Raw genomic sequence first — 14792 nt, 5'->3', positions numbered from 1 at the left:
TTCGTTGCGGGTAATATTTTTAAAACCGCTTTACAATATTGCATTCTCACACGATTATAATTATTTGTGGGCCTACTGCTGTAGGTAAAACTGCTTTTGCTATACAGTTAGCCAGGGCATTACAAACAGAAATTATTTCAGCAGATTCACGCCAGTGTTACAAAGAGATGAATATAGGAGTAGCCAAACCTTCTGCAGAAGAATTGGCTGAAGTTCGGCATTGGTTCATCAATTCTCATAATATACATGAAGAAGTAAATGCCGGTATATTTGAACAATATGCCTTACATGCAGCAGCAACAATTTTTGAAAATCATACAACTGCTGTTATGGTTGGCGGGACGGGTTTGTACATAAAAGCTTTTTGTGAAGGAATGGATGAGTTTCCAGCTATAAACCCTCTTATAAGGCAACAAATAATAGTTGATTATGAGACAAAGGGTCTTGAGTTTTTGCAAAAGCAAATAGCTGAACTGGACCCTTACTTTTGGAAGGTTGCTGAACAGCAAAATCCCCAGAGACTAATACGGGCACTCGAAGTATTTATATCAACAGGAAAATCTGTCACAACGTTTAGAAAAGGTGATAAAAAGAAAAGACCTTTCAATATTATTAAAATTGGACTTGAGCTTCCCCGTGCTCAATTAAATGAGCAAATTAATAACCGGGTAGACAAAATGATGGAAGAAGGCTTGTTAGCTGAAGCTTCAGCATTGTATAAGTACAAATCTTTAAACGCATTGCAGACAGTTGGCTACAAGGAACTGTTTGATTATCTTGACAATCAATGTTCTCTAAAAGAAGCCGAAGAAAAAATTAAAATAAATACCCGGCATTACGCAAAAAGACAAATGACTTGGTTTAAAAAGGATAACACTATAAGCTGGTATAATCCACACAATGTTTCTGCAAAAGATGTTCTTTCCTCAATTAATTGTTAAACGGTAATTTTCGCAGATAAAAGGTCGTTTTTAATAATTTCTCCTATTGTTTTTACTTTTTCTTTTCTGAACTTGTGGATTATAAAAAAATCTTTCTTTCATGAAAAAATGGCTTTTAATAGCGATTACTGCTGTACTTATAAATAGCAGTTTAGTTGCGCAGGCTCCTAGAATTGTATTTGAAAAATACACTTTGCCTAATGGACTCAAAGTAATTCTTCATAAAGACTCTACCGTTCCGGTCGTAGCTGTTACCACTTTGTACCATGTGGGTTCTAAAAATGAGGATACTGCTCACACCGGCTTTGCCCACTTCTTCGAACACCTGTTGTTTGAAGGTTCAGAAAACATTAAACGGGGTGAGTTCATGAAATATGTAACCAATGCCGGGGGTTCAGATAATGCAAACACTACCCAGGACAGAACGTTTTATTATGAATTGCTCCCGAGCAACCAGCTAAAACTCGGTCTTTGGCTGGAAAGCGAAAGAATGATGCATGCAAAAATTGAACAGGTAGGTGTAAATACACAGCGCGAAGTTGTAAAGGAAGAAAAACGTCAACGAATAGATAATCAGCCGTACATGTCATTTCAGTACGAGATTTTCCGGAGGGCGTTCAAGCAACATCCTTACCATTGGACGCCGATTGGCAGTATGCAGGATCTTAATGCCGCAAAACTTAATGAATTTATCGATTTTTACAAGACCTATTATGTGCCCAACAATTGTGTTTTATCCATTGCTGGAGATATAAATATTGAGGAAACCAAAAAACAAATTGAAAATTATTTTGGGCCAATTCCCAAGGGTACCAAACCCATTCACCGTCCGGATGTTACTGAACAGCCATTGGGTGGCGAAGTAAGGGATACTATCGAAGACAACATTCAATTACCTGCTGTTTTCGAAGCCTATCGCGCTCCAAAAGAAACAAGTCCCGAATATTATGCGTTTAATTTATTATCCACTCTTTTGTCTGGTGGCCCATCAAGCCGTATGAACAAAACTTTGGTAGATGAAAAACAAATAGCGCTGCAAGCTGCATCTTTTCCTTATTTTCTTGAAGACGCGGGCCTGTTTATTAATTTAGCTATAGCTAATATGGGCGTAAAACCCGGAGAACTCGAAAATGCAATAGACAGCGTTGTAGATGATCTAAAGACAACACTGGTATCTGAAAGAGAATTTCAGAAAGTAAAAAACCAGGTTCAAACAGCTTTTGTAAGTGCAAATGCTACTATGGCCGGTATAGCTGAAAACCTTGCCAACTATGAAGTATATTTTGGCGACGCAAACCTCATCAATACTCAAATTGATAACTACAATAAAGTCACCCGCGAAGATATTTTAGATGTAGCAAAAAAGTATCTGAATAAAGACAACCGGGTTGTGCTGTATTATGTTCCAAAAGGCTCAAAAACAGCTGCTGCACCAAAGTAATAATTATCCCTGAAATTTCAAAAAAAACAATAATGAGAAAACTTTGCTTATATATTTTTATCCTGCTGCCTTTACTATCATCTGCGCAGATAGACAGGTCAAAACCACCAAAACCTTCTCCTGCTCCTGAAGTTAAAATAGGAGAGCCTTCAACTTTTACATTACAAAATGGACTTAAAGTATTTGTGGTAGAAAATGATAAGCTTCCAAGGGTCTCTGCCTCGCTTACCATAGACCTCGACGGCATTATTGAAGGAAATAAAGCAGGCCTTACTTCTATGGCCGGAGAATTATTAAGACGGGGTACGACTACAATGAACAAAGAAAAGCTGGATGAAGAAATTGACTTTTTAGGGGCAAGTATTCGTACAGCCCCAACTTCAGTGTATGCTGCATCTCTTAAAAAGAACTTTAGCAAAGTAATTTCCTTAATGAGTGATATTGTTCTAAGACCTTCGCTTCCATCTGCTGAGCTTGAGAAAATCCGCAGGCAGGAGTTATCGAATTTACAGGCAGAAAAAGATGATCCTGAAGCTATTTCAGAAAACGTAGTTAACCGGCTCACCTATGGCAAAGACCACCCGTATGGGGATATTACTACAGAAAAAACGATAAATAATGTAAAGCTTCAAGACATTAAAAATTACTTCTCAACTTATTGGAAGCCTAATATTGCCTACCTTGTTTTTGTTGGAGATATAACCCCGGCCCAGGCAAAAGTGCTTGCAGAAAAGAATTTTGGAAGTTGGCAAAAAGGGGTAGTACCTAAAGCTACGTATAAGGAGCCTCAGCCTCCGGCTAAAACCTATATTGGCATTGTAGACCGCCCAGCCAGTGTGCAAAGTTTAATAACTTTTATTACTCCCATTCCCCTAAAACCTGGTTCTCCCGAAGCTATCCCTTCTTCGGTTATGAACAGTATTTTAGGAGGAGGAGCTACAGGACGTTTATTTAATAACCTAAGAGAAAAACATGGGTTTACTTACGGAGCCTATTCGAGCATAAAAAGTGACAGACTTATAGGAGCATTTACTGCGACTGCGTCTGTAAGAAATGAAAAAACTGACAGTGCGGTTGGAGAATTCTTAAGCGAGTTTAAAAAGATTCGCACAGAGCCTTTAAACGATACTGAAGTGGTAAATATGAAAAATTATATTTCAGGAAGCTTTGCACGTTCGTTAGAAAATCCGGCAACGATCGCAAATTTTGCATTAAATATTGCTCGTTACCATCTGCCGCAGAACTATTACCAGGAATACTTAAAAAACATTGCAGCTGTTAGCTCATCAAATATTCATGCAATGGCCAATAAATATATTTTACCTGAACATATGATTATTGTAATTGTAGGTAATGCAAAAGAAATTGCCAAAGGCCTTGATAAATATGGCGAAGTAAAATATTTTGACATCTATGGCAATCCCGTTTCAGCACAACCAGTAAAGAAAGATTGATAACTTATATTGAATGTATTAATAAAAAACGAAGGATACATCTGAAAAGGACGTTAACAAATTGAACGATAGAAAATCAATAAATAGAAAGAAGGTTCAGGAAGTGTATTAATTCCTGAACCTTCTTTAAAACAATTGCAGCTTTGCTAGTCATACTTTTGTTTCTAGCGCATTCCAAATACATCGTCAGTTATAAGCAATTTCCGCTCTTTCCAGTAAGTTTGCATAAGCATGCAAATTTTTAATAACACCTCCAGAATAATTATTACCTGCAATAAAAGACTATCTCCTTATTTGCAACAGGAAGTATCAGACTTAGGATTTTATTCAGATAGAGTATTTGCTACAGGTGTAGAGCTACAAGGAACATTAAGAGATTGTATTCGGCTTAATCTCAACTTAAGATGCGCAAGCCAGGTTTTATTTTCTATAAAAAAGTTTGCTGCCACCAATCCTAATGAATTATATAAAGAATTAGTTGAAATACATTGGGAACAATTAATCCCTACTGATGGATATTTTACCATAACAAGCAATGTTGATAATCCAAATATTAAAACTTCTTTGTTTGCTAATGTAAAAGTAAAAGATGGGATTGTTGACAGAATGCGCGAAATAACAGGAAGCAGGCCTAACTCAGGTCCTAATCTTGACAAAACTGTCTTTCATTTATATTGGAAAGAAAATATTGCTGAAATATTTATAGATACATCAGGCGAAACATTGGCGAAACACGGGTATCGAAAAATTCCTGGTAAGGCGCCTATGCTTGAAGCATTAGCGGCAGCTACTATTATGGCGACAAAGTGGGATAAAAAATCTCCTTTTGTAAATCCAATGTGTGGCTCTTCTACAGTCGCAATAGAAGCCGCTTTGTTAGCTACCAATCGTCGTCCCGGATTATTTCGCGATAATTATGCTTTTATGCATCTTGTAGGTTACGACAAAGGGATGTATGAAAGTGAGCGACAAGTTCTTTTTCAACAAATAATCGAAGCAAAAGAATTGCTCGTTATCGCATCAGATATAAGTGCAGATGCGGTAAATATCTCAAAAATTAATGCCGCAGCAGCAGGAGTAGAACATTATATACGATTTTCTGTAGGAGATTTCGAAACAACCGAAGTACCTGAAGGAAGAGCCGGAGTTGTATTTTTTAACCCCGAATACGGCGATCGCCTTGGTGTAGAATCAGAATTGCAGGAAACATACGCAAGAATAGGTGACTTTATGAAAAAGAAGTGTAAGGGTTATACGGGTTATATTTTTACAGGCAATCTTGAACTTGCAAAAAAAATCGGCCTGAAAGCAAGTCGCAGAATTGAGTTTTATACCAGTAAAATTGATTGCCGCTTACTGGAATATGATTTATATGCAGGTACACGAAACAAAACTTCAACTACTGAAAATGCTTAAATACTGCACCTCGTTATTGCGCCACTATGGAAGGAAGACTTTTATTTCCATCTTCATACAGCAGGTTGAAAACCATACTGTTTACTTTCCATTCATTTGAAACTTTTACCAGTTTAAAGTCATAAGTTCCAATAACAGTCCAGGTATCACCTCCTTCAGCATCAGGTAAATGATGCAATGCGTGCCCTTTGCAAAATGCAACTGCATTAGCTCCTGCAACCGTTATTTCAAAATTTGTTATCACATGGTGTGTGAAGCTAAACTTTGGAAGAAATTCGCTCCAGCCTTTTACAATTTCATCAGATTTTACCTTTTCACCTGGTTTTTTGCTTAAAGAAAAATAGTCAAGGAAAACTTCATGATAAAAAGAGTTACGCACCAGTTCCCAATCCTGCTTGTCAGAACCATTAAAAATATTTGTAATGGTTTTTATAATTATTTGTTCTTCCATGGTTATTGCAGATTTTCCTGCTAATGTAAAAACTAAAGGCAGGAAAACCTGCCCTGGTTAATCCGTTGCTAAAACTCGCTTGCGGTAATTTTTCCGTCACTACTGTCAGGGTTATAGTTTCTGGTCGACAGCCGGTCTTTTTTCCATCTTATGAGGAGGTAATTTTAGAAGAAATAAAGTGATATAATAAAGGAAAATCTCTTTACAAATTCTTTAAACTCTTTTTACAGCTACTTAAAAAAGGAAACTTTTTGGTGTCTTACCTGCAATTCCAGTAGTCTCCTGCGTGTCCATATCAATTTCTTATGGGCTTGCCTCCTTTTAATACACTTTCAATTCTTTCTAAAGTTTTTCTCTCTCCGCACAAGCTCAAAAAAACCTCTCTCTCAAGGTCTAGTAAATATTGTTCGCTTACTAAAGTTGGTTCGCTTAAGTCGCCTCCACACATAACATAAGCAAGTTTGCGTGCAACCAGTGCGTCGTGGTCCGTTGCATAGTTTGCTCTCCACATTCCGTTAATGCAGGCATATAATGCTCCTAAAGCAGAGCGTCCCAATACTTTTATATCTTTTCGCTCGATGGGTGTTACATATCCCTGGTCATACAATTCAATCACACTTTTCTTCGCTTCCGCGATCCTTCTTGCCTGGCTCATTACTATTTCATCAGTACCTTTTCTGAATATTCCTATTTCAAAACCTTCGTGCGCACTTGTTGAAACTTTTGCTGTTGCAATAGTAAAAAAGCGGCTTTTAAGGGTATTTGTTTCCGGTTCATCCTCATGCATTTCGTCTGCGGCACGCAATATAAATTCTTTTGTTCCGCCGCTGGCGGGAATTAGTCCTAGTCCTAACTCAACCAACCCGATATATGTCTCAGCGGATGGGCACAATTTATCAGCGTGTAAGCTTATCTCGCAACCACCCCCAAGTATTAATCCATGCGGAGCAACCACTACCGGAATTGATGAATATCTTAAACGCATAATTGTCTTTTGAAACATTCTTATAGCTAGATCCAGTTCCTCATATTCCTGCTCTACCGCCATCATGAATACCATTCCTACGTTAGCCCCTGCACTAAAATTTTGTCCATCATTAGCCACCACCAGGCCTTTAAATTTTTCTTCAGCCAGCGAAATTCCTTTATTTATTCCTTCGAGAACTTCTCCTCCAATTGTATTCATTTTCGTTTTCCATTCCAGTGACGCCACATCATTACCAATATCATACACTGTGCATACGCTGTTTTTCCAAACAACTTTATCACTATAATTATTTAAAATAATAAAGGACTCGCTGCCCGGAACCAGTCTATATGTTTTCGCTGCAACATCATAGTACTGCCTCTTGCCATTTGCAACTTTATAAAAAGTCTGAAGACCCGTTGCAAGCATTTCATCAACCCATGCCGCTGGTTGATAACCTGCAGCTTTCATGGCTTCAACCGTTTTTGCTACCCCCAGCAAATCCCATGTTTCAAAAGCGCCTATTTCCCAGCCGAAGCCGTCCATCATTGCATCATCTATCCGGTAGAGCTCATCGCTTATTTCGGGTACACGGCGAGAAATGTAGCTGAACAGATTATAATGGAAGTGCCTGTAAAATTCGCCTGCTTTATCCTGTGCTGCTGAGAGCATTTTTATTCGTGTCTTTAAATCTTCCACAGATTTCGCCGCTTCAACGCTTGCAAACTTTGGCTTTTGTCTCGGCTCATACTCCATTGTTGCAATATTCAAGACATATATATCTTTTTCTCCTTTTTCGTTGCGTGCAGGCATTTTTTTAAAAAAACCCTGTCCTGTTTTATCACCTAACCAATTGTTTTCGGTAATCTTTTTCAACCATGAAGAAATTGTAAAAGTATTACGAGCTTCATCATTTTTGCAGTTTTCTGCAATGCCTGTAGCCACCTTAACCAACGTATCAACTCCTACTACATCAGCGGTACGGAAAGTAGCAGATTTTGGTCGTCCGATAATGGGTCCTGTTAATGCATCCACTTCATCAATAGACAATTCCATTTTATCCATTAATTTAAAAATGGACATGATACTAAAGACACCAATTCGGTTTGCAATAAACGCAGGTGTATCTTTAGCGAGCACGGTAGTTTTTCCTAAAAACACATCTCCATAATGCATTAAAAAATCAGTGACTTCTTTGTCAGTATAAATTGTAGGAATAATCTCAAGCAGGCGCAGATACCGTGGTGGATTAAAAAAATGTGTTCCGCAAAAATGCTTTTTAAAATCATCACTTCTGCCTTCAGCCATTAAATGAATGGGAATGCCTGAAGTGTTGCTTGTAATTAATGTTCCCGGCTTTCGATACATTTCTACTTCATCAAAAACAGCTTGCTTTATATCAAGTCTTTCCAACACAACCTCAATCACCCAATCACAACTGGAGATATCTTTCATATTGTCTGTAAAATTGCCGGTAGTAATGCGTTTAATGGCATCTTTTGTATATACCGGCGAAGGATTACTTTTTACGGCAGCAGCCAAAGCATCATTTACTATCCTGTTTTTTACATTCGTATTATCAAGAGCTAAACCTTTGGCCTGTTCGGCTGCATTCAATTCTTTCGGAGCAATATCAAGCAGCAAAACCTGTAAACCTACTCCTGCAAAATGACAAGCTATGCGGCTTCCCATGACACCGCTTCCTAATACAGCAACTTTTTTAATCGTTCTTTTCATGAAAAGGGATTGATTATATTACTATAAAGCTAAATAAAAGTTAGGTGGTTATGTTACTTAAAAGAATGAACGTTTTAGTTTGAAGTAAGGATAATAAGAATTCAAAGTAAAGAGAGTACTATAATTATTCGCACTACAAACTTTATTGAGTTGTAATGAGTTTTAAAAATGTATTCTTGCTATTCAATGTTTAATTATGATTTTGCTTTAACCCTCCTTTCTTTTAATTCTCTCCATGTTGCTAATATAATTCCTTCTTTTTGCAGCGTTTTTTTCAATAATGGATCCATCATTGCCAGCATATCTCCTTTTCTGGTAGGGCCGCTACCTGATATCTGCTTAAAAATTTCTGACGTGGCCGTGCAGTGCATAATCATCATTGTAATGCCCGGTTTTAAAGATTTTATTGCCTCTATATATTTTCCTGTTTTAAAAGCCTGTAGTTTCTTATCATCGTTTACAATTTCGGCAGGAATTTTCCAATCGTAACTTTCATTATCAAGATCATCTAAAACCGGTAATCCTGCATTCCAAAGCATTTTACCTATTTGTCGCATTTGTTGCAGTTGAGCTTCGGGCAAATTCATTTCCTCTTTTATTAAAGTGTTGTGACCGACTGGCACCATTACCGGAATATGCATTTCAATTCCGAGCTTAATATACCGCTCGGTAAAAGCTGGCGTTGCAAGTAAAGTTCCCATGTGAGTATCAAAATGTGTTGGCTGAAAACCCATGCTTTGCGCCCGGTCAATTTGTGCTCTTATTTCTTTTTCAACTTCATCTGCACTTGCGTGCTTTACTACATCTTCCACTGATCGCCACATATCACCTTCCGGATCTACCAGCCCGGGTACTGCCGCTTTTCCCGAAAGGGGTGCCCACCTGTATTCGCTCCATTCGGATGTAAGGGTAAGATGAAGGCCTGCATCTGTTTGAGGATGTTGCTTTAAGTAATGAACAAAAGCGGGAACCCATGGACAAGGCATCATTACACTACATGAGTTAGCAACGCCTTTTGTCATTGCATTAATGGCTCCTTCGTTTGAATCGAAAGACATGCCGGCATCATCTACATGCAAAATCAATACTTTGGCGTTTTTAGGATATCCTAGCTTTTCTGCATAAGTACTTTCAGTAGTTTGAGCCGAAACAGATAATGAAATAACGTATAATGAAAACGAAAGTAAAAGTTTACATGTGGGCATAAGCAATGGTTAAAAGTTAGCAAACAAATATCGCATAAATATTTGCTTCAATTATTGTATTTAATAAGTGACTACTTTTAGCGAATAAAAAAATATTTCTTTCGTGTTATGAATGTTCATACTTTCAAACATTCTAACCAATCTTCAAAATTTTTAACGCGATATGGGAGATCTTCAGATTAAAAAGCAGCCCAAGAAGTATGATGCCGTCATTGTTGGTTCAGGTGCAGGTGGGGGCATGGCTGCCTATGTTTTAGCTAAGGCCGGTTTAAAAGTATGCTTAATAGAAGCAGGGCCTAATTTTGATCCTGCTGTAAATTCAGCGCAATTGAAAAATCCGTGGGAATCACCGCGAAGAGGAGCAAGTACAAAATTTCGTCCGTTTGGCGACTTTGATGGTTGTTACTGGGGTTGGGAAGTAGATGGCGAACCTTATACGCAGGCAGAAGGAACTAAGTGGGAATGGTGGCGAGCAAGAATGGTGGGTGGACGAACCAATCACTGGGGTAGAATTTCATTGAGATTTGGACCAAAAGATTTTAAACATAAAAGCATCGATGGCCTGGGTGATGATTGGCCTATCAGTTACGATGATGTAAAACCTTACTACGATAAAATTGACAGGTTGCTTGGTGTGTTCGGAACAAATGAAGGTCGGGTAGATGATCCAGACGGAATTTTCCTTCCTCCTCCTAAACCAAGATTACATGAATTGTTTATAAAGAAGGCGGCAACAGGAATTGGTATTCCTGTTATTCCATCGCGCTTATCCATTCTTACAAAAAAGATAAATAACGAGCGTGGCGAATGTTTTTATTGCGCACAATGTGGCAGAAGCTGTAAGGTTTATGCTGACTTTTCATCTTCCTCTGCATTGGTTATTCCGGCAATTAAAACCGGTAATGTCGATTTGGTTACAAATGCAATGGCACGTGAAGTATTAACCGACCGGGAAGGATTGGCAACAGGCGTATCTTACATCAATAAAGAGGATATGCAGGAATACCAGGTAAGTGGCCGTACAGTTATTCTTGCTGCCAGTGCATGCGAATCAGCAAGATTGATGTTAAACTCAAAATCACAAAGACATCCTAATGGCATAGGCAATTCAAGTAATGTTGTAGGTAAATACCTGCATGATTCTACAGGTGCAGATATGGGTGGTATCATTCCTGAGCTGTTTGATCGCAAACGTTATAATGAAGATGGCGTTGGCGGTATGCACGTTTATACGCCATGGTGGCTGGATAATAAAAAATTGGATTTTCCCCGTGGTTATCATATTGAATATGGCGGAGGTTTTGGAATGCCGCTTTATGGTTTTAACTGGGGCATCGAAAACCTGAATGGCACTTATAAAATTAAAGGTCAGCAAAAAGAAGCAGGCGGTTACGGAGCATCCTTAAAAGAAGATTATCGTTATTTCTTCGGAGCCCACGTAGGAATGGCCGGCCGCGGTGAAGCTATTGCACGAGAAGATAGTTATTGCGAAATTGATCCCAACGTTGTCGATAAATATGGCATACCTGTTTTACGCTTTCACACCACTTATACTGACTATGAAATAAAACAGGCTAAGCACATGAAAGAAACTTTTGCTGAGATTCTTCATTCAATGGGCGCTGTTATTACATGGGGCGGAGATGACGGTCCTGAAAACAATTATGGTCTTCATGCTCCTGGAAATATCATTCACGAAGCCGGTACCGTACGTATGGGAAATGATCCAAAACGTGCCCCACTCAATAAATGGGCGCAGGCGCACGACTGCAAAAATTTATTTAATGTAGATGGGGGAATGTTCGTATCACAAGGTGATAAAAACATAACGTGGACAATTCTTGCTTTGTCAATGCGTACCAGCGAATATATCGTTGACCAATTGAAAAAGCAAAATATCTAACTTTTATTGTATTCACTTTAATTCTGTATTTAGCTTTTTGTTCTATAGAAAGCTAATAGCAATTTAAAAATCAAAAATTATGGACAGACGGCAATCGATAAAAGCCTTATTGTTAGGTACCGCATCGTCAGGTGTATTGATAGAAGCATGTAAGAATAGCGATAAAAAAGTTACGGAAAATACTACAGTGCAACCCTTTACCGGTCCCGAACGGATGGCAGAGGAAAATGCACATTACAAAGAGTTAACTGCAGAACCCAAATTTTTTACTGATCACGAGATGGCGACCATTGCCATTCTTGCAGATATAATTATTCCAAAAGACAATATCAGCGGCAGCGCAACTGATGCGAAAGTGCCCGATTTTATAGAGTTTATAGTACATGAAAAGACTGAACACCAAACACCCATGCGCGGAGGACTGCGCTGGATGGACATGTATTGTTTGAATAATTATGGAAAAACCTTCAGGGAATGTGATGACAAGCAAAAGATTGCCCTGGTAGATCAGATCGCTTATCCTAAAAAAGTAAAACCAGAATTGAAACAAGGAGCAGCTTTCTTTAGCCTGATGCGCAACCTCACCTCAAGTGGGTTTTATACTTCAGAAATAGGTGTGAAAGATGTAGGATACATGGGTAACCGACCTAATCAATGGAATGGCGTACCCGATGATGTTTTAAAACAATATGGTTTGAGCTATACCGAAAAAGAATTGAAGGAATGTGTAAGTTTTAATAAGGTGTAACAAAAATAATTTAAGAGAGGTAATTTAAGTAGTTGCCTCTCTTAAATTTATCATTAGTATTCTGTATCCTGAAAATAACTTTCCGTATTTCCTTTACCGATTGTTCTATAATTCTATGTACGTTTAGCCACAGGTAATTTGCCTGTATTTACCCAGTCTTATTCAAATTAGATGCTCAATAAAAAGAACTGACAAAAATAATATTAGAATTAGCTTACTCCGCTGCCTTCATCTATTTTCTGCTCCGGATTTATAAAATGTAACTTTCCTGCCGTGTCTTCGGCCATTAGTATCATTCCGTTACTTTCAATTCCCCTCATTTTTCTTGGGGCTAAATTTGCCACAATAGTTACTTGCTTTCCAACAATTTCTTCCGGTTGAAAATGCAAGGCAATTCCTGAAACAATAGTTCTTGTTTCAAATCCCAAATCAATCTGCAGCTTCAAAAGTTTGTCGGCTTTCTGCACTTTTTCAGCGCTCAGAATAGTTCCAACCTTTAAATCAATTTTTGCAAAATCATCAAATGTGATCTCAGGCTTTACTTTGGTACTTTCAGGTTGTTCATTATTGACTGCAGTTTGTTGATTGTCTGTCACCGGTGCTTTTCCTGCTGTATCTTCTTTCTTACTTTCTTCCACTTTTTTACTTTTTTCTTTTAGTTTTTCTAATTGAGCATTTATCTCGGAGTCTTCTACTTTTCTAAATAATATCTGTGGCTCTCTAAGGCTATAACCAATACTGAGCAACTTAGCTTTGCCAGCGTTTTCCCAGTCGAGCATTTTATCTACCACCTTCATCATGTAGCATAATTTCTTTGCGGTAAACGGTAGAAACGGATTGATAAGAATAGCAAGATTGGCTGTCAATTGTAAACAAACATGCATGCAATTGTCTATTAACTTTTGTGCTTCTACCGTTGGTTGTCCCTCTTCTGTCGTTTGTCTTGCAACTATCCAGGGCTGCTTATCCTGCATGTACCGGTTACCCTTTCTGGCAAGGTCAATTACCTCAAATAAAGCGTCGCGAAATCGGTATCCTTCTATAAAATTCTCAACTTTGGCTGTAGTGTTTTCAATATCAGCAAACATATTCCTGTCTGCATCATCCAGAACATCTGCATGCAATCGCGGCACTTTACCTTTACACAGCTTATGCATCAATACAAAAGTGCGGTTAACAAAGTTTCCGAAGATATTACCAAGTTCACTGTTGTTTGCCTCCTGAAAGCCCTTCCATGTAAATTCACTGTCCTTTGTTTCGGGAGAAATTGTAGTCAGGTAATAACGTAAAACATCGGCCATGCTTTCACCATTATCTTTCTTAACCCAGTCATTAATATATTCCTCCATTTCAATGCTCCATCCGCGGCTGGTACTCATTTTATCACCTTCCAGGTTCATAAATTCATTTGCGGGAACATTGGCAGGCAAAATATTTCCATGCAGCTTCAACATTACAGGGAAAATAATGCAATGAAAAACAATATTGTCCTTACCTATGAAATGAACAAGTTTGGTATCCTTGTCATACCAGTATGGTTTCCAATCTTTAGAATTATCAATTGCCCATTGTTTAGTCGCACTTATATATCCTATTGGTGCATCAAACCACACATACAATACTTTTCCTTCGGCATTTGGAAGGGGCACTTTTATCCCCCAGTCAAGGTCGCGGGTTACTGCCCTTGGTTGCAGGCCAGCATCTAACCAACTTTTGCATTGGCCAAGCACATTTGTTTTCCAATCGTCTTTATGCTCCTCCAATATCCATTCTCTCAAAAATGCTTCATGCTTATTTAAAGGCAAATACCAATGAGTTGTTGTTCTTTTTACAGGCGCATTGCCGCTTAAAGTACTACGCGGGTTAATTAGCATTTCAGGACTCAATGATGTACCACAAACCTCACACTGGTCGCCAAATGCATTGTTATTGCCGCACACCGGGCATGTGCCTACAATATAACGGTCCGCTAAAAATGATTGAGCCTCTTCGTCATAAAATTGTTCCGTTTCCTTTTGTTCCAGGTCTCTATTGTCGTTCAAGGCAGTAAAAAATTCCTGCGCGGTTTCATGATGTATGGGAGCAGTTGTACGATGATAAATATCAAAACTTATCCCTAAATCTTTAAAATTCTGCTTAATGATTTCATGGTATTTATCCACTATTTCACGAGGGGTTGTTCCTTCCTTCATCGCCTGTATAGTAATAGCAGCTCCGTGCTCATCACTTCCGCAGACAAAGACCACGTCCCTTTTTTGGGCCCGCAGGTAGCGAACATATATATCAGCCGGAATATAAGCACCGGCAAGGTGACCTATATGTTTCAGTCCGTTTGCATAAGGCAAAGCCGATGTAATTGTATATCTTTTAGGTAAATTCATTATGTACTTAGCTTTATAACTTTTCCCATCATCCGTTGCGTCGCACTCTTTTACTTTATTTCAAGATTGAACGAAGCATAGAAACGCAAGCGGCTGCAAAAATAACTAATAACCGGGGAAGGGGAAAATGAAGTTGTATGTACGATAA

At 38.4% G+C, this 14792-nt stretch carries 10 protein-coding genes; 6 read left to right on the top strand and 4 right to left on the bottom strand.

The annotated features are described in order from the left end of the window. Window positions 1–38 precede the first annotated feature (38 nt). From miaA to B154_RS0120750, 4 genes are all read left to right on the top strand, one after another. Window positions 39–941 (top strand): tRNA (adenosine(37)-N6)-dimethylallyltransferase MiaA, encoded by a 903-nt coding sequence (gene miaA / locus B154_RS0120765; protein WP_018616290.1) that lies wholly within the window; start codon window positions 39–41, stop codon window positions 939–941. A 100-nt stretch (window positions 942–1041) separates the two neighbouring features. Next, window positions 1042–2382 (top strand): M16 family metallopeptidase, encoded by a 1341-nt coding sequence (locus B154_RS0120760; protein ID WP_018616289.1) that lies wholly within the window; start codon window positions 1042–1044, stop codon window positions 2380–2382. Window positions 2383–2414: 32 nt separating this feature from the next. Beyond that, window positions 2415–3836 (top strand): M16 family metallopeptidase, encoded by a 1422-nt coding sequence (locus B154_RS29290; protein ID WP_018616288.1) that lies wholly within the window; start codon window positions 2415–2417, stop codon window positions 3834–3836. Between the two features lie 231 nt (window positions 3837–4067). Beyond that, window positions 4068–5252, top strand: a complete 1185-nt coding sequence (locus tag B154_RS0120750; RefSeq protein WP_018616287.1) for a THUMP domain-containing class I SAM-dependent RNA methyltransferase — start codon at window positions 4068–4070, stop codon at window positions 5250–5252. 13 nt (window positions 5253–5265) lie between these two features. Here B154_RS0120750 and B154_RS29285 read toward each other — a convergent pair whose 3' ends face one another. From B154_RS29285 to B154_RS0120735, 3 genes are all read right to left on the bottom strand, one after another. Further along, on the bottom strand, window positions 5266–5703 hold the full coding sequence (locus tag B154_RS29285; protein ID WP_018616286.1) for a nuclear transport factor 2 family protein: 438 nt from the start codon (window positions 5701–5703) through the stop codon (window positions 5266–5268). 295 nt (window positions 5704–5998) lie between these two features. After that, on the bottom strand, window positions 5999–8407 hold the full coding sequence (locus B154_RS0120740; RefSeq protein ID WP_018616285.1) for a 3-hydroxyacyl-CoA dehydrogenase/enoyl-CoA hydratase family protein: 2409 nt from the start codon (window positions 8405–8407) through the stop codon (window positions 5999–6001). A 194-nt stretch (window positions 8408–8601) separates the two neighbouring features. Continuing rightward, window positions 8602–9612, bottom strand: coding sequence for a polysaccharide deacetylase family protein (locus B154_RS0120735; protein ID WP_018616284.1), 1011 nt, complete (start codon window positions 9610–9612; stop codon window positions 8602–8604). Between the two features lie 163 nt (window positions 9613–9775). On the opposite strand from B154_RS0120735, the gene B154_RS0120730 reads away from it, so the two are divergent. Together B154_RS0120730 and B154_RS0120725 are read left to right on the top strand one after the other, a co-directional pair. Further along, complete coding sequence (locus tag B154_RS0120730; RefSeq protein ID WP_018616283.1) at window positions 9776–11515, top strand: GMC family oxidoreductase; 1740 nt, start codon at window positions 9776–9778, stop codon at window positions 11513–11515. 79 nt (window positions 11516–11594) lie between these two features. Then, window positions 11595–12263 (top strand): gluconate 2-dehydrogenase subunit 3 family protein, encoded by a 669-nt coding sequence (locus B154_RS0120725; RefSeq protein ID WP_018616282.1) that lies wholly within the window; start codon window positions 11595–11597, stop codon window positions 12261–12263. A 209-nt stretch (window positions 12264–12472) separates the two neighbouring features. Here B154_RS0120725 and metG read toward each other — a convergent pair whose 3' ends face one another. Then, the gene (gene metG / locus B154_RS0120720) at window positions 12473–14644 is read right to left on the bottom strand and encodes a methionine--tRNA ligase (protein WP_018616281.1); all 2172 of its coding nucleotides are present in this window, start codon (window positions 14642–14644) and stop codon (window positions 12473–12475) included. Window positions 14645–14792 lie beyond the last annotated feature (148 nt).

The organism is Segetibacter koreensis DSM 18137 (assembly GCF_000374045.1).
GTDB classification, from domain to species: Bacteria; Bacteroidota; Bacteroidia; order Chitinophagales; family Chitinophagaceae; genus Segetibacter; species Segetibacter koreensis.
The sequence above is the reverse complement of the archived record's forward strand: the minus strand, read 5'-3'. Positions and strand labels throughout refer to the sequence as shown.